The organism is Methylobacterium sp. FF17 (assembly GCF_025813715.1).
Classification (GTDB): Bacteria; Pseudomonadota; Alphaproteobacteria; order Rhizobiales; family Beijerinckiaceae; genus Methylobacterium; species Methylobacterium flocculans.
The window spans coordinates 640,349-660,272 of record NZ_CP107532.1; the positions used below are offsets into that span (position 1 = coordinate 640,349).

Annotated in this window: 18 protein-coding genes; 13 read left to right on the top strand and 5 right to left on the bottom strand. The window is 69.2% G+C overall.

The annotated features are described in order from the left end of the window. Positions 1 to 35 precede the first annotated feature (35 nt). The 7 genes from rpsF (at position 36) to radA (ending at position 7,118) form a co-directional block, all read left to right on the top strand. Positions 36 to 512: a 30S ribosomal protein S6 gene (gene rpsF / locus OF380_RS02855; protein WP_055956175.1), complete on the top strand. Its 477-nt coding sequence runs from the start codon at positions 36 to 38 to the stop codon at positions 510 to 512. Positions 513 to 515: 3 nt separating this feature from the next. Further along, entirely contained in the window at positions 516 to 800 is a 285-nt protein-coding gene (gene rpsR / locus OF380_RS02860; protein ID WP_238281979.1) for a 30S ribosomal protein S18, read from the top strand. A gap of 158 nt (positions 801 to 958) precedes the next feature. Next, the gene (locus OF380_RS02865; RefSeq protein WP_264049285.1) at positions 959 to 1,960 is read left to right on the top strand and encodes a DUF2232 domain-containing protein; all 1,002 of its coding nucleotides are present in this window, start codon (positions 959 to 961) and stop codon (positions 1,958 to 1,960) included. A 27-nt stretch (positions 1,961 to 1,987) separates the two neighbouring features. Beyond that, the gene (gene rplI, locus OF380_RS02870; RefSeq protein WP_264049286.1) at positions 1,988 to 2,551 is read left to right on the top strand and encodes a 50S ribosomal protein L9; all 564 of its coding nucleotides are present in this window, start codon (positions 1,988 to 1,990) and stop codon (positions 2,549 to 2,551) included. Positions 2,552 to 2,841: 290 nt separating this feature from the next. Beyond that, complete coding sequence (locus tag OF380_RS02875) at positions 2,842 to 4,329, top strand: replicative DNA helicase (RefSeq protein WP_264049287.1); 1,488 nt, start codon at positions 2,842 to 2,844, stop codon at positions 4,327 to 4,329. 189 nt (positions 4,330 to 4,518) lie between these two features. Then, positions 4,519 to 5,631 (top strand): alanine racemase, encoded by a 1,113-nt coding sequence (gene alr / locus OF380_RS02880; RefSeq protein ID WP_264049288.1) that lies wholly within the window; start codon positions 4,519 to 4,521, stop codon positions 5,629 to 5,631. Between the two features lie 50 nt (positions 5,632 to 5,681). Further along, positions 5,682 to 7,118, top strand: coding sequence for a DNA repair protein RadA (gene radA, locus OF380_RS02885; RefSeq protein ID WP_264049289.1), 1,437 nt, complete (start codon positions 5,682 to 5,684; stop codon positions 7,116 to 7,118). Between the two features lie 11 nt (positions 7,119 to 7,129). Here the strand turns inward: radA and OF380_RS28680 are convergent, their stop codons facing one another. Continuing rightward, positions 7,130 to 9,346, bottom strand: coding sequence for a M10 family metallopeptidase C-terminal domain-containing protein (locus OF380_RS28680; RefSeq protein ID WP_318784437.1), 2,217 nt, complete (start codon positions 9,344 to 9,346; stop codon positions 7,130 to 7,132). Between the two features lie 596 nt (positions 9,347 to 9,942). On the opposite strand from OF380_RS28680, the gene OF380_RS02905 reads away from it, so the two are divergent. The 5 genes from OF380_RS02905 (at position 9,943) to OF380_RS02925 (ending at position 14,827) form a co-directional block, all read left to right on the top strand. Next, positions 9,943 to 10,548 carry a CvpA family protein gene (locus tag OF380_RS02905; protein WP_264049290.1) on the top strand — a complete coding sequence of 202 codons (606 nt, stop codon included), beginning with the start codon at positions 9,943 to 9,945 and terminating at the stop codon, positions 10,546 to 10,548. A 108-nt stretch (positions 10,549 to 10,656) separates the two neighbouring features. Continuing rightward, the gene (gene purF / locus OF380_RS02910; RefSeq protein ID WP_264049291.1) at positions 10,657 to 12,147 is read left to right on the top strand and encodes an amidophosphoribosyltransferase; all 1,491 of its coding nucleotides are present in this window, start codon (positions 10,657 to 10,659) and stop codon (positions 12,145 to 12,147) included. A gap of 7 nt (positions 12,148 to 12,154) precedes the next feature. Further along, entirely contained in the window at positions 12,155 to 12,904 is a 750-nt protein-coding gene (locus OF380_RS02915) for an SDR family NAD(P)-dependent oxidoreductase (protein WP_264049292.1), read from the top strand. 339 nt (positions 12,905 to 13,243) lie between these two features. Further along, entirely contained in the window at positions 13,244 to 13,663 is a 420-nt protein-coding gene (locus tag OF380_RS02920) for a dihydrofolate reductase (RefSeq protein ID WP_264049293.1), read from the top strand. A 36-nt stretch (positions 13,664 to 13,699) separates the two neighbouring features. After that, the gene (locus tag OF380_RS02925; RefSeq protein WP_264049294.1) at positions 13,700 to 14,827 is read left to right on the top strand and encodes a carboxylate-amine ligase; all 1,128 of its coding nucleotides are present in this window, start codon (positions 13,700 to 13,702) and stop codon (positions 14,825 to 14,827) included. A 9-nt stretch (positions 14,828 to 14,836) separates the two neighbouring features. Here OF380_RS02925 and der read toward each other — a convergent pair whose 3' ends face one another. The 3 genes from der to OF380_RS02940 form a co-directional block, all read right to left on the bottom strand. After that, the gene (gene der / locus OF380_RS02930; protein ID WP_264049295.1) at positions 14,837 to 16,195 is read right to left on the bottom strand and encodes a ribosome biogenesis GTPase Der; all 1,359 of its coding nucleotides are present in this window, start codon (positions 16,193 to 16,195) and stop codon (positions 14,837 to 14,839) included. Positions 16,196 to 16,240: 45 nt separating this feature from the next. Then, on the bottom strand, positions 16,241 to 16,954 hold the full coding sequence (locus tag OF380_RS02935) for a tetratricopeptide repeat protein (protein ID WP_264049296.1): 714 nt from the start codon (positions 16,952 to 16,954) through the stop codon (positions 16,241 to 16,243). A 149-nt stretch (positions 16,955 to 17,103) separates the two neighbouring features. Then, entirely contained in the window at positions 17,104 to 17,712 is a 609-nt protein-coding gene (locus tag OF380_RS02940) for an NnrU family protein (protein ID WP_264049297.1), read from the bottom strand. A 112-nt stretch (positions 17,713 to 17,824) separates the two neighbouring features. On the opposite strand from OF380_RS02940, the gene OF380_RS02945 reads away from it, so the two are divergent. Beyond that, on the top strand, positions 17,825 to 19,000 hold the full coding sequence (locus tag OF380_RS02945; RefSeq protein WP_264049298.1) for a hypothetical protein: 1,176 nt from the start codon (positions 17,825 to 17,827) through the stop codon (positions 18,998 to 19,000). On the opposite strand, the gene OF380_RS02950 is transcribed toward OF380_RS02945, so the two are convergent. Continuing rightward, positions 18,984 to 19,895 carry a LysR family transcriptional regulator gene (locus OF380_RS02950; RefSeq protein ID WP_264049299.1) on the bottom strand — a complete coding sequence of 304 codons (912 nt, stop codon included), beginning with the start codon at positions 19,893 to 19,895 and terminating at the stop codon, positions 18,984 to 18,986. The two genes, OF380_RS02945 and OF380_RS02950, sit on opposite strands and share 17 nt — an antisense overlap. Between the last annotated feature and the right edge of the window lie 29 nt (positions 19,896 to 19,924).

The following is a 19,924-nucleotide window of genomic DNA, read 5'->3' on the forward strand; positions in this document are numbered from 1 at the left end:
GCCGTCGGGTCCCTTTGGATATGAAGGGCCCGTTAATGCCTCTCTACGAACACGTCTTCCTGGCGCGCCAGGACGTGACGGCCCAGCAGGTCGAGACCATGGTCGAGACCTACAAGGGCGTCATCGAAGCCAATGGCGGCAAGGTCGAGAAGATCGAGATGTGGGGCGTGAAGTCCCTCGCCTACCGCATCAAGAAGAACCGCAAGGCGCATTTCACGCTCCTCAACGTCGACGCCCCCCCGGCGGCGCTCGCCGAGATGGAGCGCCAGATGCAGATCTCCGAGGACGTCCTGCGCTTCATGACCGTCCGCGTCGAAGAGCTCGAGTCCGAGCCGTCGGCGATGATGCAGAAGCGCGACCGCGACGACCGCAAGGATCGTGAGCGCGGCCGTCGTCGTGACGACGAAGGCTTCGGCGGTGGTGGATTCGGCGGCGACCGCGATCGCGGCGACCGTGGTGATCGCGGCGACCGGGGCGACCGCCCCGAGCGCAGCTTCGGCGGGGAGGCTTAAGTCATGGCGTTTGGTGCTGGACCCGGTGCGCCCGCCGCTGGCGGCGGTGGTGGCGGTGGCGGTGGACGCCGTCCGTTCTTCCGTCGTCGGAAGACCTGCCCCTTCTCGGGCGCGAACGCGCCCAAGATCGACTACAAGGACGTCAAGCTCCTGTCGCGCTACGTCTCGGAGCGCGGCAAGATCGTCCCGTCCCGCATCACGGCGGTGTCGGCCAAGAAGCAGCGCGAGCTCGCCCAGGCGATCAAGCGCGCCCGCTTCCTCGGCTTCCTCCCCTACGTGATCAAGTAAGCCCGTTCGCCTCGGCCCGGCCCCGCCGGGCCGAGGCATCACCGCACGCCCGGCGTGCGCGTTCGTACCGGTTCTCTCGATCGAGGGCCGGGAGTCGTTGGGGCGACAAGGTTCGCCTCTAACCCTGCCCGGATCGGGACAGCGGGACAGCGGAATTGATGGCACAGTACCTCGGCATCGGTATCGGCGCGGGCCTCGTCTCCGCCCTCCTCTTCGGCGTTCTGCTGAAGGCGACGGCGCTCGCGATCCTGCTCTACCTGCTCGCCCCGCTCCCGATCCTCATCGTGGGGCTCGGCTGGAGCCACCGGGCCGCCCTGGTCGCCGCCCTCACGGGCAGCCTTGCCCTGGCCCTCGTCGTCCAACCCTTCCTCGGACTCGGCTTCCTCACCTATCTGGCCCTGCCGGCCTGGTGGCTGGCCTATCTCGCGCTGCTCGGCCGCCCCGGCGCCGACGGCACGATGGAATGGTACCCCACCGGGCGCCTCCTCGCCTGGACCGCCGGCACGGCGGGCCTCGCCTTCGTGGCCATCGCGGTCATCGCCGCGCCGAACTACGAGACCTTCCAGTCGCAGCTGCGCGGCATGACCCGCACCATCGTGCGCATCCAGGCCGACCGCGCCGGCACCACGGCCCCGAAGCCGGCCGCCCCGGACGCCGCCGAAGCCCCGGCCGACGCGGTGCTGCTGGACCCCGCGGAAGCGACGCGGACGGAGGTCGCCAACGCCCTGGCGGCGATCGCACCGGGCCTCGCCACCCAGGGCCTCACGGTCCTGCTCACCTTTTATCTCTGGGCGGCCGCCCGCATCGTGCGCGTCTCCGGCCGCCTGCCGCGCCCCTGGCCGGACCTGGCCGCCACGATGATGCCCCGCCGCGTGCTCGCAGTGCTGGCGGGCTCGCTGATCCTCGCCCTGGTGCCCGGCTATCCCGGCGTGCTGGGCGTGGCGCTGGCGGGGGCCCTGAGCGCCGCCTTCGCGATGCAGGGCCTCGCCGCCTTCCACGATCGCAGCCGGGGCCGGCCCGGGCGCCTCGCCCTGCTGTTCGGCCTCTACGTGATCCTCTTCCTCACCCAGGGCATCGCCCTCGTTGCCCTGACCCTGTTCGGCATTGCCGATACCGCCCTCGACAGCCGACGCCCGCAAGGGGCGTCCGGACGACCCTGACCCACTGAGAACCGAAGGACCAGAACCATGGAAGTCATCCTCCTCGAGCGCGTCGCCAAGCTCGGCCAGATGGGCGAGACCGTGAACGTGAAGCCGGGCTACGCCCGCAACTTCCTGCTCGCCCGCGGCAAGGCCCTGCGCGCCACCACCAACAACAAGAAGCACTTCGAGACGCAGCGCGCCCAGCTCGAGGCCCGCAACCTCGAGCGCAAGTCCGAGGCTCAAGGCGTCGCCGAGACCCTCGAGGGCAAGAGCTTCGTGCTCATCCGCCAGTCGGGCGAGACCGGCGTGCTCTACGGGTCCGTCTCGACCCGCGATCTCGCCGAGGTCGTCACCGCCGACGGCTTCTCGGTCGGCCGCGACCAGTTCGCCCTCAACCAGCCGATCAAGACGCTCGGCCTGCACACCGTGCCGGTCGTGCTGCACCCCGAGGTCGAGGTCAGCATCACCGTCAACGTCGCCCGTTCGCCGGAAGAGGCCGAGCGTCAGGCACGCGGCGAATCGACCACCGAGCGTGAGGCCTTCAACCTCGACGACCTCGGCCTCGAGGTCGGCGCCGCGCTGGCCGAGGCCGGCGACGACCGCGAGTAAGCACGCCACACCGGCGGTGAAGAACGGGGACGAGTGGCCTTGAGGGTTGACTAGTTCCTCGTTTGTTCCAGCATGGACGCCCGTCATCCGCGAGGATGGCGGGCGTTTCGCGTCCGAGGGGTCGCACCGGCATCGCGGATGCGGGCGGGGCACCCTTCACGGGGCGAACACGCGAATCGGCTAAGGTTCGGCTAACCATGCCGTGGCCATGGTCTGCCGGTAGAGACGCGCGGCGGCCTCACACGCCGCGCGGACGAAGTCATCGACGAGTCGGAGCCTCGAATCAGCCCATGGCCCTGCCCAACGCCCTGACGGCCAACCTTCAGCCCGTCCCGCAGGAATTTCGCGTCGCACCGCACAACATCGATGCGGAGCAGGCGCTGCTGGGTGCGATCCTGGTCAACAACGATGCCTATTACCGCATCTCCGACTTCCTCCTCGCCGAGCACTTCATGGAGGATGTCCACCGCAAGATCTTCGAGGTGGCCTCCCAGCTTATCAAGGCCGGCAAGCTCGCGACCCCGATCACCCTGAAGACCTACCTGGGTGACGCCGATCTCGGCGGCCAGACCGTGATGCAGTACCTCGCGCGCCTCGCCGCCGAGGCCACCACCGTGATCAATGCGGGCGATTACGGCCGCACCATCTACGACCTCGCGATCCGCCGCCGCCTCATCACCATCGGCGAGGATCTCGTGAACGGCGCCTACGAGGCCCCGGTGGAATCCTCTCCCCGCGACCAGATCGAGGGCACGGAGCGCCGGCTCTACGAACTCGCCGAATCGGGCAAGTACGACGGCGGCTTCCAGAAGTTCTCCGACGCCCTCACCGCCGCCGTGGACATGGCGGCCAAAGCCTATCAGCGCGAGGGCAAGCTCTCCGGCATCGCCACCGGCCTGTCGGACCTCGATGCCAAGATGGGCGGCCTGCAGCGCTCGGATCTCATCATCCTCGCGGGGCGCCCGGCCATGGGCAAGACCTCGCTCGTGACCAACATCGCCTTCAACGTCGCCAAGGCCTACCAGTCCGAGAAGCTGCCGGACGGACGAACGGAGACGAAGAACGGCGGCATCGTCGGGTTCTTCTCCCTCGAAATGTCGGCCGAGCAGTTGGCGACCCGTATCATCGCCGAGCAATCCGGCGTGGCCTCCTACAAGATCCGTCGCGGCGACATCCAGCCGGCCGACTTCTACAAGATCACCGACGCCGCCCGGGACATGCAGACGATCCCGTTCTACATCGACCAGACCGGCGGCATCTCGATCGCCCAGCTCGCCGCTCGCGCCCGCCGCCTGAAGCGGCAGAAGGGCCTCGACCTCCTCATCGTCGATTACCTGCAGCTGCTCTCCGGCTCCGGCAAGCGCTCGGACAACCGCGTGCAGGAGATGACCGAGATCACCACCGGCATGAAGGCGCTCGCCAAGGAACTGGCGGTGCCGATCATCGCCCTGTCGCAGCTTTCGCGTCAGGTTGAGAACCGCGAGGACAAGCGGCCCCAACTCGCGGATCTGCGCGAATCGGGCTCGATCGAGCAGGACGCCGACGTGGTGATGTTCGTGTTCCGCGAGGAATACTACGTCAACAACAAGAAGCCTCGCGAGGGCACCGAGGAGTTCTTCGCCTGGGAGGCGGAGATGAACCGCGTCCACGGCAAGGCCGAAGTCATCCTCGGCAAACAGCGTCACGGACCCACCGGCACCGTGGAACTCCAGTTCGACGCCAACATCACGCGCTTCTCGAACCTGGCGCAGTCGGACCGCATGCCCGAGCAGATGTAGGTCGGCGGCTCGCCCCCGCGATCATCGCGTTCCCGCGCTCCGGGAGACGCTGGAACAGCCACCGAATCGGGTCGCTCCGCGGATCGGAACCGGGCACGGATATCGCTGAGACACGCCGTCGTCCCGGGGCCGCGCAGCGGAACCCGGGATTCTGCAACGCAACCGGCGCAAGGCCCCGCGATGGATAGGATGGATCCTCAGATCGAAGTTCCGGCGAGCCACGGTGCCCGCCTCACCATCGACCTCGCGGCCATCGCGGAGAACTGGCGCCGGCTCGCGGCCGAGGCGACGGACGCGGCCTGCGCGGCCGTGGTCAAGGCGGATGCCTATGGCTGTGGCCTGGATGCCGTGCTCCCCGCCCTCTGGGCGGCGGGGTGCCGGACGTTCTTCGTCGCGCACCTGGGCGAGGGGATCGCGGCGCGCCGGATCCTGCCCGACGGCGTGATCTACGTGCTCAACGGCCTGCTCCCCGGCTTCGGCCCGGCGCTGATCGCCCACGACCTGCGCCCGGTCCTCGGCAGCCGCGCGGAGCTTGCCGAATGGGCCGGTCTGTCGGAGGCGGCGGGGCGCCGGCTGCCGGCGGCCCTGCATGTGGATACCGGCATGAACCGCCTCGGGCTGCCCGTGTCGGAGGCGCTGGCGCTCTCCGGAGACCCGGTCATCGCTCGGGCGGGCATCGCCCTGGTGTTGACGCATCTCGTCAGTGCCGAACTGTCGGGCGATCCGGTGAATGCGCGCCAGATGCGCGCGTTCGCCGAGGTGCGGGCAGCCTATCCGGGCCTTCCGGGCTCGTTCGCGAATTCCTCCGGCATCTTCCTCGGGGCGCAGGCCCATCACGATCTGCTGCGACCGGGCTACGCCCTGTTCGGTGGCAATCCCACCCCGTGGAAGCCCAATCCGATGCGCCCCGTGGTGCGCCTGGAGGCCGCGATCGCACAGGTGCGCGACGTCGCAGCCGGCGAGACCTGCGGCTATAATGGCCGCTGGCGCGCGGCCGAACCCCGGCGCCTCGCGACCCTGTCGCTGGGCTATGCGGACGGGTATCCGCGCGCCGCCAGCGGTCGCGGCATGGCCCTCGTCGGCGGTGTGCGCTGTCCGATCCTGGGGCTGATCTCGATGGATCTCATCATCCTCGACGTCACCGACGCACCGGAGGCGACGCGCGGCGCCAGCGCCACCCTGATCGGCGACGACCTCGACGTGGATGCGGTGGGACGGGCGGCCGGCACCATCGGCTACGAGATCCTGACGGGTCTGGGTTCTCGCTATGTTCGCCATTATGTGAGAGGACACGACGCCTGACGCCGGCCTGATCCCGAGGGCCGCGCGTCGGTCCCTCCAGCGGAATCGCGATGGCCAAGATCCAACAGACCTTCGTCTGCCAGTCCTGCGGGGCGGTCTACAATCGCTGGCGCGGGCGCTGCGAGGCTTGCAACGGCTGGAACTGCATCACCGAGGAGACCGGCGCCGCCGGACCGCAGGCAGGTCCGGTCAAGACCCGGCCGAGCCGGGCGCGCGGCCGCGTCTTCGCCCTGGAGGGCCTCACCGGCGAGGTGAAGGAGGCGCCGCGCATCCCGTCCGGCATCAACGAACTCGACCGCGTCACCGGCGGCGGCTTCGTGCGCGGCTCGGTGATCCTGCTCGGCGGTGATCCCGGCATCGGCAAGTCGACGCTGCTGATGCAGGCCTCCGCCGCCATGGCCCGCACGGGCGAGCGGGTCGTCTACATCTCGGGCGAGGAGGCGGTGGCGCAGGTGCGCCTACGCGCCGAACGCCTCGGCCTGACCTCCGCCGCCGTGGAACTCGCGGCCGAGACCAATGTCGAGGACATCGTCGAGACCCTGTCCCAGGGGCGCCCGCCGGCGCTGGCCATCATCGATTCGATCCAGACCATGTGGACCGAGACCGTGGAATCGGCCCCCGGCACGGTCACGCAGGTGCGCGGCTCCGCCCAGACCCTGATTCGCTTCGCCAAGACCACGGGCACGGCGGTGATCCTCGTCGGCCACGTCACCAAGGACGGGCAGATCGCGGGCCCGCGCGTCGTCGAACATATGGTCGACGCCGTCGCCTCGTTCGAGGGCGACCAGGGCCACCACTTCCGCATCCTGCGCGCCGTGAAGAACCGCTTCGGCCCCACCGACGAGATCGGCGTGTTCGAGATGACCGACATGGGGCTGGCCGAGGTGCCGAACCCCTCCGCCCTGTTTCTGGCGGGGCGCGACCACGCCGCCCCCGGCACGGCGGTCTTCGCCGGAATGGAGGGCACGCGCCCACTCCTGGTCGAGATCCAGGCCCTCGTCGCCCCCTCGTCGCTCGGCATGCCCCGCCGTGCCGTGGTGGGCTGGGATCCCAATCGTCTTTCGATGGTGCTGGCGGTGCTCGAGGCGCATGGCGGCATCCGGCTCGGCACCCACGACGTCTACCTCAACGTCGCGGGCGGCCTGCGCATTTCTGAGCCCGCCGCCGACCTCGCGGTGGCCGCCGCGCTGGTCTCGTCGCTATCGGGCGCGACGCTGCCGCCGGAGACCGTGTATTTCGGCGAGATCGGTCTGTCGGGCGCCATCCGCCCCGTGGCCCAGGCACCGGCCCGCCTCAAGGAGGCGCTGAAGCTCGGCTTCGCCAAGGCGGTGACCCCGCAGGGACGCGGCGAAGGCGGCGAGACCGCGCTGCAGACGGAAGCCCTGCGCCACATCGCCGACGTGGTCGCGGGCATCGCCAGCAGTGGCCAGCGCCGGGTCGGCGCCCGGCGCGGCCACAACCCACCGGATTACGGCGACGACGACTGAGCCGGCCGACTTCAGAGCAGGAAGTCGGTGGCGACCAGGCTATGGACGCCCGTCAGGTTGATCAGGAAGTCGGCGCGGGCGTCGCCATCCACATCGCCTTCGACCGACGTGACACCGTCGGATTGCGCGAACCGGACGTCGCCGCGCGCGCCGCTGAAGGCGGCCTGCCCGATGAACGCGAACGTGCTCACGGCCTCGAACGCGGTCAGGTCGATCCGGTCGCCCACCTCGAAATCCGCGATGCGGTCCGCGGTTACCGCGGCCGATCCCGTCTCGCCGTCGCGGAAGACGAACGCGTCCGAGCCGGTGCCCCCCGTCAGGGTGTCGATGCCCGCACCGCCGATCAGGCGATCGTTCCCCTCGGCTCCGATGAGGATATCGTTCCCCGAGAGACCCGTCAGGACGTTGGCGGCCGTGCTGCCCACGATGATGTTCGACAGGTCGTTCCCGGTTCCCCGGATTGCGCCGCTTCCCTGCAGGGTCAGGTTCTCGACATTGTCGCCGAGGGTGAAGGAGGCCGTGCTCTCGATGTGATCGGTGCCCTCGCCGGCACCCTCGATCGCGACGTCGCCGGCATTGTCGATCACGTAGTGATCGTCGCCCAGACCTCCGATGAGCTTGTCGCGCCCGAGGCCGCCATTCAGCCAGTCATCGCCGGCCCCGCCGTTCAGCACGTTCGCGACCCGGTTGCCGGTGAGGACGTTGTCGAGGGCGTTGCCGGTGCCCATCCAGGCCGCGGGCCCCGTCAGGACCAGTTCCTTCACCCCCACGCCGAGGGTGTAGCTGACCGAGGATTCGATGACGTTCCGCTCGTTACCCTGCGCTTCCACCACCACGTCGCGGATGTTGTCGACGATGTAGGTGTCGTCGCCAACGCCGCCGATCATCGTGTCGGCGCCGGCTCCTCCGTCGAGGCGATCGTTGCCCGACCCGCCGTTCAGGCGGTCGTTGCCGGCTTGGCCGACGAGGGTGTCATCGCCGCCGCCCCCGTCGAGGCTCCAGTTCACGGCGCTGGTCGCCGTCAGGACGTCGTTACCCCCGGTTCCGTTCAGGGCCACCGGCGGCGCCGGGTTCGCTGTGAAGACACGCAGGCCGAGATCGTAGACGCCGTCCGAGAAGATCGCCGTCTCCACATCGCTCAGCCGATCGACGCCCTCGCCCGTCACCACGGTCTCGCGCCCGTCGAGACGCAGCGCATAGCTCGCGAAGGCCTTCTGGTAGACGGCGCTGTCGCGGCCCTCCCCCCCGTCGAGGATATCGTCGCCCGCGCCGCCATTGAGGCGATCGTTGCCCGCATCGCCGCGCAGGACGTCATTGCCGGCGAGCCCGATGAGGCTGTTGGCGCTGGCGTTGCCGATCAGGATGTCGTCCGCCGCAGCCCCTCTGGCGCTCTCGATCACCACGCCGTTGGCGATCGAGACGCCGCCGGTCAGCGTCTCGGAGGTGGAGATCCAGCCGCCGCCGCCGATCTCGTTCTCCAGCGTCGCGGCGCGGAGATCGATCTTGGCCCGGCTCGTTCCGGTATACGCGATGGTGTCGAAGCCGCCGGTATCCCAGATCGTCGTATAGCCGCGGTTGGCATCGACATCGTCGCTGAAGCGATAGACCGTGTTGTCGGTGTTGTGGGATCGCGCGCCGTAGAGGTGCTGGAGCGCGGCGATGTCGATCGCCCCGAAGGAGCCGGGCTGCACCTTGACCGACATGCCGGGGTCGACGGCGGCGGTGAAGGGATTGTCCTCCGGCAGGAAGGACCACGTGTAGCCCATCACGGTGCCGAGATGAGAGTTCAGGAAGGTCGTGCCCTGATCACCCGGCCCTTCGATGCCCGGCAGCATCCCGGAGAGACCCGGCACGGTCTCGTGGGTATGCTTGAGCCCGAGAGCATGCCCGAGTTCGTGGAACCAGGTCGTCGAGAACGTTCCGAGGCGAACGACCTCCGCGCCTCCCGAAACGTTGCGATCGATCCCGACCGCGGTCTCCACGGAGAGCGTCCCCTCCACGGGCACGCCGGATTCACCGCCAGCGCCCAGGTCCAGCCGAAAGTTGATGTTCGCGGTCCCCGACACCTCCGTGAAGGTCAGGTTGGCGAAGGTCTCCACGTTGCTCATGAGTTCGCGGTGAAACGCCTTCCAGTCACCCTCGTCGAAGTCGTTGACGCCGTTCTCGTTGATGTCGCCCGGCTTGAATCCATAGCTGACAATGGGTCCGGTCCACCCGGCGCCCATCATCAATCCATCGACGACGGCATTCCCCGACAAAGGAGCATTTCGACCGACAGATGCCATGGAGCGATCCTTGATTGAGGCTATGATCGGGTATGTTTCCAGGGCGTAACACGGATAAATTTCCACCGATAGGGCATAAAGCCATGCTCAGCCGGCTGATATATCGATTACAAATGAACAATGACGTTAAATATTCCAAATACGCTCCCAACTAGTCTTCGGTAAGTTATCGGAGCGGGTCGTTTTCCGAGAGGCAAGTGCCCGTCAATCATACGCGCACCCGAATGCCTGGGGGGCCGGACAGGCATGGGGTCGCCCGCGCCGGACCGCTCGGTTGCGTCGGCACAATGATCGCCGAACCCGAAGGCGCATCGCCCGGCCGCCCGGAACGGGCGCCGATCCTGCGTCGTCTCCTGCGTCGTCCGGCAGGCGCCGACCCGACCGGACCGCGTGGCCATCCAGGGCGTTCGAGGGGCGAGATGGCACCCCGGGCCAGGGTGACGGCCGAGTTTCGCCAGGATATACGGAGGGGCGGCCCGGGGAGCCGCACGATCCGCCCATCGTCGCCGCTGCGCCCCATGAAGTGACAACCGTCAGAGATGCCGTTCTCCGTTCTCGATCTCGTCGTGCTGGGTATCGTCGTGCTCTCGGCGTTGCTGGCAGCCGTGCGCGGCGCCACCCGCGAAGTCTTGGCGATCATCGCCTGGGTGGCGGCCGCCGCCATCGCCTGGAAGTTTCACCCCCTGCTGCTGCCCACCGTCAGCCAGCACGTGACGAACCCCACGGTCGCCCTGGTGGCCTCGATCGCCGCGATCTTCCTCGTGACGCTGATCGTCGTGTCCATCATCACCGTGAAGGTGTCGGACATGATCCTCGATTCGCGGATCGGCGCCATCGACCGCTCGCTCGGCTTCCTGTTCGGCGCCGGGCGCGGCTTCCTCATCTGCGTGATCGGCTGGGTCTTCCTGGCCTGGCTCGTGCAGGGCAAGATGCCGCCCTGGGCGTCCGAGGCCCGCAGCCGCCCCATGCTGGAGAAGTCCGGCGAGGCCCTGGTGGCACAGCTGCCGGAGAACCCGGAAGGCCTGCTCAAGCAGTTCAAGAAGCCGAAGGGCGACAGCCCGGCCGATCCCGTGGAGCCGCCGGAAGGCGAGGTTCCGGCCCAGCGCCGCACCGAGGCTCCAGCCACGTCCACGCCGCGACGCTGACCTGCAGGATCGCGCGCTTGGTCGCGGCGCCAAGCGCGATTACATGACGGTTGTCTGACGGTACCCGCGTGGGGGTTCGCGCGGGACCAAGCAGGGAACGACATCACCATGTCTGTAGCCAAGTCGCGTGCCCGTCCCCCCGCTGAGGTCGTGGACGGGCTCGATCGGGACGGCGATACGCTGCGCGAGGAATGCGGCGTCTTCGGCATCTTCGGCCATCCGGACGCCTCCGCGATCGTCGCGCTCGGGCTCCACGCCCTGCAGCATCGCGGGCAGGAGGCAGCGGGCATCGTCTCCTTCGACGGGACGGTGTTCCATTCCGAGCGCCGGCCCGGCCTCGTGGGAGATTCGTTCTCGGACCGCGCGACCATCGAGCATCTGGAGGGCCCGGCCGCCATCGGCCACGTGCGCTACTCCACCACCGGCGGCACCATCCTGCGCAACGTGCAGCCCCTCTTCGCCGAACTCGCCAGCGGCGGTCTGGCGGTGGCGCATAACGGCAACCTCACCAACGCCCTTTCGATCCGCCGCGACCTCGTGCGGGACGGCGCCATCACCCAGTCAACCTCCGACACGGAGGTGATCCTGCATCTGGCCGCCCGTTCCCGCGCGCCGCGCATCGTGGAGCGCTTCACCGAAGCCCTGCGCCAGATCGAGGGCGCCTACGCCATCGTGGCGCTCACCAACAAGAAGCTCATCGGCGCCCGCGACCCGATGGGCATCCGCCCCCTGGTGCTCGGCGAACTCGACGGGCGCTACATCCTGGCGTCGGAGACCTGCGCCCTCGACATCATCGGCGCGAAGTTCGTCCGCGACATCGAGAACGGCGAGATCGTGGTGATTTCCGAGGAGGGGATCGAATCGATCCGCTTCGCGCCGGCCCGGAAGATGCGCCCCTGCATCTTCGAGTACATCTACTTCGCCCGCCCCGATTCGGTGGTGAACGGCAAGAGCGTCTACGCGGTGCGCAAGAATATCGGCCACGAGCTTGCCCGTGAATCGGCCGCCGCAGCCGATGTGGTGATTCCGGTTCCGGATTCCGGCGTTCCCGCCGCGCTGGGCTTCGCCCAGGAGACCGGCCTGCCCTTCGAGATGGGCATCATCCGCAATCACTATGTGGGCCGCACCTTCATCCAGCCGACCCAGTCCGTGCGCGAACTCGGCGTGCGCATGAAGCATTCGGCCAACCGCGCGGTGGTCGAGGGCAAGCGCATCGTGCTCGTGGACGACAGCCTCGTGCGCGGCACCACCTCGGTGAAGATCGTCCGGATGATGCGCGAGGCCGGCGCCCGCGAGGTGCATTTCCGAATCGCCTCGCCGCCGATCACCTACCCGGACTTCTACGGCATCGACACGCCGGAGCGGGAGAAGCTGCTCGCCGCCACCCACGACCTCGAGGGGATGCGCCGGTATATCGGCGCGGATTCCCTGGCCTTCCTGTCCATCGACGGCCTCTACAAGGCGATGGGCGAGGAGCGGCGCGACCCGGTCAACCCGCAATACACCGACCATTGCTTCACCGGCGACTACCCGACCGAACTGACCGACCTCGCCATCGCCGGGCCGCGCCGCCTCGCGCTGCTGGCCGAAGCCGATTGATCCGCCGATGAGCACCACCGACAAAGCCCTCGCCGGCCGCCTCGCCGTCGTGACCGGGGCCTCGCGCGGCATCGGACGTGCGGCCGCCCTCGCCCTGGCGGAGGCCGGGGCGCACGTCGTCGCGGTCGCCCGCACCCAGGGCGCCCTTGAGGAACTCGACGATGCGATCCGGGGGGTGGGCGGGAGCGCCACCCTCGTCCCCCTCGACCTGACCGACTACGACGCCATCGACCGCCTCGGCGCGGGCATCCACGAGCGCTGGAAGCGCCTCGACATCCTGGTCGGCAATGCCGGCATCCTCGGCAATCTCACGCCGATCGGGCACGTGACCCCCAAGACCTGGGCGCAGGTGATGGAGATCAACGTGACGGCGAATTACCGGCTGATCCGCTCCCTCGATCCGCTGCTGCGGATGTCGGATGCCGGCCGCGCCATCTTCGTCACCTCGGGCGCCGCGCAGAAATGCAAGGCCTACTGGGGCCCCTACTCGGTCTCGAAGGCGGCCCTCGACGCCCTGGTGCGCACCTACGCGGCCGAGACGGCGACCACCCCCGTGCGCGCCATGCTGCTCAACCCCGGCCCCTTGCGCACCGCCATGCGCAAGGCCGCGATGCCGGGCGAGGATGCGGAGACGCTGAAGACGCCGGAAGACCTGGCGCCCCACTTCGTCCGCCTCGCGAGCCCGGATTTCACGGAATCCGGCAAGATCTACGATTTCCCGAGCGATCGCGTGCTGACCCCGCGGATGGCGGACTGAACCGAGGCCGCCTTTCGAGACGTCGAACGCCTTCGCCTCCAGGCGGCACGGCCCGGCGCCGTGCGGCTCTCCCGCCCTCTGCGCACGGAATCCCGTCGGGAGCCGAGGGCACACCGCCCCCTGGACGGCGGGGTGATCTCGGCTGTCCTCGCCCCGTCGTTCCGGTTCGTGGCCGGCGAGCCACGACTTGGCGGCGCCGGCCCGGGATCCGTCGGGACTGCGGCGGCGTTTTTTAAGCGATGAACTCCGTGGAAACTGCGTCGTCCCGAGCGTTTGTACCGCGCCTGGCTCACCCCCGCCCGCACCGCCCCTGATTCCCGCCCCAGCCCGGAGACCTCCATGATCGACGTTCGCTGCATCTGCGCCATCGGCCTTCGCGGGCAGCTCGGCCTCAACGGGCACCTGCCCTGGGAGGGCAACACCGATCCGCTCTTCGTGGAGGACGTGACGCGCTTCTTCGCCATCACCATGGGCCATGTCCTGATCGCCGGGCCGAAGACCATCGCGTCGGTACCGGAGTTCGCATTCAAGGACCGCACCATCGACGTCATCCGCAGCCACGAAGATCCGGAGGCGGTGCTGGCGCGCTATCCCGGGCGGCGCATCTTCGTGGGCGGCGGCATCGCGGTCTGGAACGTCTACGCGCAGTACATCCAGCACTGGGACGTCACCCGCCTGCCCTATGACGGCGAGGCCGACCGCTGGTTCGACCCGGCCTGGCTCGTCGGCGGCCCGGCGAGGGCACAAACGGCCGCCTGAGGGGTTGAGGGGAGCGACCTAGCGACAAGGCTCCCGATGACCTCCGCATCCTACCGTTTCGGCATCGAGGAAGAGTACTTCCTGGCGGATGCCGAAACGCGCGGTACTCCGCGCCGCTCGGTCAAGCCGTTCCACGTCCAGGCCGGCGAGGAACTGCCGGAGATCGGGCGGGAACTGCTCCAGTGCCAGGTCGAGGTCTGTACCCCGCCCTCCACGGATTTCGCGCAGGCCCGCGAAGTCCTGTCCCGCCAGCGTGCAGCCCTCGCCAAGCTCGGACAGGCGCACGGCCTTCTGGTCTTCGCCGCCGGCACCCATCCGGTGGCGGATTGGGCGCGCCAACTGCCGACCAAGGGTGACCGGTATCGCGGGATCCTGCGCGACGTGGGACTCGCCGGACGCCGCAGCCTCATCTGCGGAATGCACGTCCATGTCGAGGTGCCGGATCCCGAGCGGCGCGTCGACCTGATGAACCGGCTCCTGCCCTACCAGCCGCTCCTGCTCGCGCTGTCGGCCTCCTCGCCGTTCTGGCAGGGCAAGCCCACGGGCCTGAGCGCCTACCGCCTCAGCGCCTTCGGCGAGTTGCCGCGCACCGGCCTGCCGGACCTCTTCGCCGACGGGGGCGCCCATGAGCGCTACGTCCGGATCATGACCAAGGCCGGCTCGATCCAGGATGCGAGCTTCCTGTGGTGGTCGCTGCGCCCCTCGATCAAGTTCCCGACCCTGGAATTGCGGATCGCGGATTCCTGCACCCGCCTCGAAGACGCGCTGACCATCGCGGCCCTCTACCGCTGCCTCGTGCGTCTCATGGTCCGGCGCCCCGACCTCAACGCCGGGCTCGACGGCGTCTCCCGCGCACTGGCGCAGGAGAATCTGTGGCGCGCGCAGCGCAGCGGGACGGAGGCGGAACTCATCGACGAGGCGAGCGAGGAGGCCCTGCCCTTCGGCCAAGCCCTCGACGCCCTGCTCGCCCTCATCGCCGAAGACGCCGCCGCCCTCGGCTGCGAGGCCGAGGTGGCGCAGGCCCGGGTCATCGTGGAACGCGGCACCAGCGCCGAGCGTCAGACCGCGACCTTCGAGGCGACGCGCAACGGCGACACCTCGAATCGTCAGGCCCTCGACGCCGTGGTGGACTGGCTGGCGGAGACGACGGCGGGCCCGGCGTGAGCCGAAGGCTCAGCCCTTGTTCTCGCGGTCGAACGGGTTCTTCGAGGTCCGCAGGGAGAGCCGGATCGGCGTCCCGGGCAGCTCGAAAGCCTCGCGCAGGGCATTGACGAGGTAGCGCGTATACGACTTCGGCAGGCCGTCGAGCTGGTTGCCGAACAGGGCGAAGTGCGGCGGACGGCTCTTCACCTGGGTGGCGTAGCGGATCTTGATGCGCCGGCCGGACACGGCCGGGGGCGGGTTGCGCTGGGTCGCCGCGCTGAGCCAGTCGTTGATCCGCGACGTCGAGATGCGGGTGCTCCAGATCTCCTCGGCGCTCGTCACCGCCTGCATCAGCTTGTCGATGCCCTCACCCGCCAAGCCCGACAGCGGCACCACGCCGACGCCGCGCACCTGCGGCAGCAGCCGGGTGCAATCCTCGCGCAGCTTCTTGAGGAGACCGTTCTGGTCGGCCACCAGGTCCCACTTGTTGAGCCCGATGACGAGGGCGCGGCCCTCGCTCTCGATCAGGTCGACAATGGTCAGGTCCTGCTTCTCGAACGGGATCGTGGCGTCGAGGAGCACCACCACCACCTCGGCGAAGCGCACGGCGCGCAGGCCGTCCGAGACGGCGAGCTTCTCGAGCTTGTCGTCGATGCGGGCCTTGCGGCGCATGCCGGCGGTGTCGTGCAGCTTGATGCGCCGGCCGCGCCACTCCCAGTCGAGGGAGATCGAGTCGCGGGTGATCCCGGCCTCCGGCCCGACGAGCAGCCGATCCTCGCCGAGCATCCGGTTGATCAGGGTCGATTTTCCGGCATTCGGGCGCCCGACGATGGCGACCTTGAGGGAGCGGTTCGCCGGATCGTCGTCGTATTCCTCGTCCTCGTCGTCGGGCTTGGGCAGGTTCTCGATCAGGGCATCGTGCAACTCGCCGATACCCTCGCCGTGCTCGGCCGAGAACGGGATGGGGTCGCCGAGCCCGAGCGAGAACGCCTCGTAGGCCCCGGACATGCCGGCGCCTCCCTCCGCCTTGTTGGCGATGAGGATGACGGGGCAGCCGGCGCGCCGCACCATGTCGGCGAAGGGCTGATCGGCCGGTAGCACGCCCGCGCGGGCGTCGATCACGAACAGCACCACGTCGGCTTCGAGGATCGCCGCCTCGGTCTGGGCGCGCATCCGCCCGAGCAGCGAGCCCGGATCGGCCTCCTCGAGACCGGCAGTGTCGATCACGCGGAAGACGAGGCCACCGAAATTGACATCGCCCTCGCGCCGGTCGCGGGTCACGCCGGGGCGGTCGTCCACCAGGGCGAGCTTCTTGCCCACGAGGCGGTTGAACAGGGTCGACTTGCCGACGTTCGGCCGTCCGACGATCGCGACGGTCGGCATATCCATGGTGTGCTCGTTTCAGTCAGGCGTCGTGGAAAATAGCGTGGTCGCTCAGCGCGTCACGGGTGGGGGAGCCGCAGGCTCGGCCGGTGCGGCGGCCGTCACGGACACGGGGCCGCCGGCCACCAGAGCCACGTAGACCTCGATGCGCTGACGCAGGTTCTGCGGGGTCTGAACGTCGGCGTTGATCTGGTCGAACCAGCGCCCTGCCCCCTCGTAGTCGCCGCGCTTCAGCGCGACGAGGCCGAGCATCTCGCGGGCGGTGTGCCGGAAAGGGCCGTTCGGCGCGGCGAGGCCCTGCAGGGCCGCGAGCGCTTTGTCGGGCTCAGGCCCGTCCACGCGAAGAAGGGCGGCGCGCAGGCGAGCAAGGTCACGCAGGCCCGTGCTGACGCGGGTGTCGCCGGCGAGCGCATCATACTCCGCGGCGCCCGCCTTGGCGTCGCGCTTGGCCGTCTCGGTGGCCGAGCGGAAGCGGGCGAGCAGGGCGTAGCCGGCCGGCCCCTCGCCCTCGATTGCCTCGAAGGCCTTGTCGGCCTCGGCGGTCTTGCCTTCGCGGACGAGACGGTTGGCGGTTTCGAAGCGCTCGGAAGCCGCCTCGGCCCGCACGCTCTGGTCGTGCTGCCAGTAGCGCCAGCCACCCACGCCGGCCACGACGAGGACCGCCAGCGCGATGATCACGCCGCTGTAGCGACGCCAGATCTCGGCGACCTGATCGCGGCGATAGTCCTCGTTGACCTCGCGGATGAACTCGTTGTTCTCGGCCATGTCGTCTCACGCCGATCGAAATCCGACCAGCCGCTGCATGAAGTGGGGCCTTGCGCCTAACACAGGCGCAAGCCGTTGGCGACCGGCTTCAATAAGCTCTCATCGCACCGCGCCCGGGATCAGGCTTGCGGAGATGATGCTTGCGGAGATCAGGCTTTTCCCGGCCAGGCCGCGACGCCGATCAGAAGTGGATGCAGGTACTTGCTGAAGATGAACCACACGCCGAGGCCGATCACCACCGCCAGGGCATCGTTGCGCCAGCCGGCGGGAGCCGCCGCCGGGCCACCATGCTGGGCCGCGACGGCACCGGGCGCGAGGGCCCGGCGCTTGGCGCTGATGCGCGCCACCACCGCCCAGGCGAGGAAGCTTCCGAACAGCAGGATCGAGCCGAGGTCGCCATTGGCCAGGAGATGCGCCGTCGCCCAGATCTTCACCGCCAGCAGCATCGGGTGCTTGGCCCGGGCGCGGATGTGGCCCGGCAGGTAGGCGGACGCCAAGGCGATGAAGGCGAGGGCCGTCAGGAGCAGGGAGAGATGTCGCGTCCAGACCGGCGGATCCCAGACCGCGATGTAGCCGGACTGGCGATAGAGGTGGAAGCCGTAGGCGATGAGCACCAGACCGAGGAGCGAGGCCAGGGTGTAAGCGAGCTTGTAGCGCCCTTCCCCGACCTCATCGACGACATGCGCGCGTTTGGTCCGCGCCATGGAGAAGGCATGCGTGCCGAGGAACAGCACGAGGCCGAGGATGAGGATGAGCATGGGGGTTACCGCGCGATCGGGTCGATGTGGATAAGCCCACCCGGAACGCGGGCGGACAAGCAGACTGTAACGGTTCAAAACGCAAACCCGTGCCGATGTCCAGGCTTCCCCGATGACGCGCCCCCTCGCCCTCGCCGCTCTCGGAACATGGCTCGTCCTCAGCGGCGCGCACGCGGCGCCGGAGCCGCCCCTGTCCGCCCTGACCCTGGTCGGCCCGCCGGTGACGCTGTTCAAGGCGACGCGCGATGCCTGCGATGGGGTCGACGTCCCCGACGCGTCGGCGCGGGCCTATCGCGATGCGTCCGGCGCCGTCGCGCTGTTCGGGATGCATTATCGCAACCGCGCCTTCCGGGGACCGAGCCTGGATGCCCTGAAGCTCGATTGCGGCGTCGTCCTCGAATCGGGCGGCAAGGCCGATCCGGCCGCCTACGACGACGCCTCCTGGATCACCGCCACCTGGACCGAGGACGGCCGGGCCGTCGCCGCGTTGGTCCACCACGAGTATCGCGCCAACGAGCATCCGGGCCGCTGCCGCTCGAAGATTTACATGGAGTGCTGGTCCAACAGCATCGTCGCGGCGGCTTCCCGGGATGGCGGACACAGCTTCACCCGGGCGGCGCCGCCCGTGGTGGTGGCGAGCGCACCCTTTCGCCAGGAGATCGGTCAAGGCCGCCATCGCGGATTCTTCAATCCATCCAACATCTTTTCCGATGGCAGGTGGCGCTACTTCCTGGCCTCCACGACGGGCTGGACCCTGCCGGGCAGCGATCAGTCCGCCGGCGTCTGCCTGTTCCGCTCGGATGACCCGGCGGACCCGACCCGCTGGCGGGCCTGGACGGGAACGGGCTTCACCGCCGCGTTTCCCGACCCCTATCGACAATCCGTCAATGGGCCGGCGACCTGCGCGCCGGTGACGCCCTTCCCGACGCCGGTGGGCGCGGTGGTCCGGCATCGGGCGAGCGGCGCGTGGATCGCGGTCTTCATGGCCAAGGTCGGCCCGGGGTTTCCGGAATCGGGATTCTACTGGACGGCGTCGCGCGACCTGCTTGCCTGGGACCAGCCGCGCCTGTTTCTGGCAGGCGCCACCCTCTACGACGACCCCTGCGGTGCTCCGGAGGGCCTGATCGCCTACCCGTCCCTGCTCGACCCGAGCGCGACCGGGCGCAACTTCGACGATACCGGCGACAGCGCGATCCTCACCTACGTCACCCTGCGCACGGAGGGCTGCACCATCACCTCCGACCGCGACCTTGTCCGGCGCCCTCTGGCGATCAAGGTGTGGCCGTAGGTTCGGGGTGCGGCTCGCGAAGCAGGTCGAGGAACGCCCGCAGGGGCGGCGGGATGTGCCGGCGCCCCGCATAGTAGAGGAAGAACCCCGGAAAATCAGGGCACCAGTCGGTCAGCAGACGCACGAGGCGTCCTGTGCCGAGGTGCGCCCGGACGCTGTCCTCGAAGACGAAGCCGAGCCCGAGACCGTCAAGGGCCGCCTGCACGATGAGGTCTTGGTCGTTCAGGACCAGCGGCCCGCCCACCGCGACCACGAGGTCGCGCCCGTCCTTTCCGAACTCCCAGCGATAGAGCGAACCGCCCGGAAAGCGCTGACGAAGGCAGCGATGTCCCGCAAGATCGTCCGGATCCAGGGGCGCGGGATGCTCGGCGAGGTAGGCCGGCGCTGCGACCAGCGCGAAGCGGAGCGGCCCGCCCAGGGGCACGGCGATCATGTCGGCCGCCAGGTGCTCGCCGACCCGCACGCCGGCATCGAAGCCGGCCGCGACCACGTCGGTCATCGCATCATCCGCTGCGATCTCCACCTGCACGCCCGGATGCTGGGCGAGGAAGCGCGCGACCAGCGGCATCAGCACGAGGCGGCAGGCGGAACGCGGCGCGTTGATGCGCAACGTCCCCCCAAGGGTCTCGCGGAACGCGCCGGCCGCCCCGACCGCTTCCGCGATTTCCGCGAGCGCGGGGGCGATCCGTACGAGGAGCGCCGCACCGGCCTCGGTCGGGGCGACGCTGCGGGTGGTCCTGTGCAGGAGGCGCACACCCATCCGGGTCTCCAGGCCGCGAAGGGCGTGGCTCAGGGCCGAGGTGGAAACGCCGAGGTCGGCGGCGGCGGCGCGAAAGCTGCCCCGTGCGGCGATAGCCGCGAAGGCCGCGAGGTCGGCGAGATCGGAACGCTGCATTGATGAGTCAGGCTCAACGGTTCATCCCG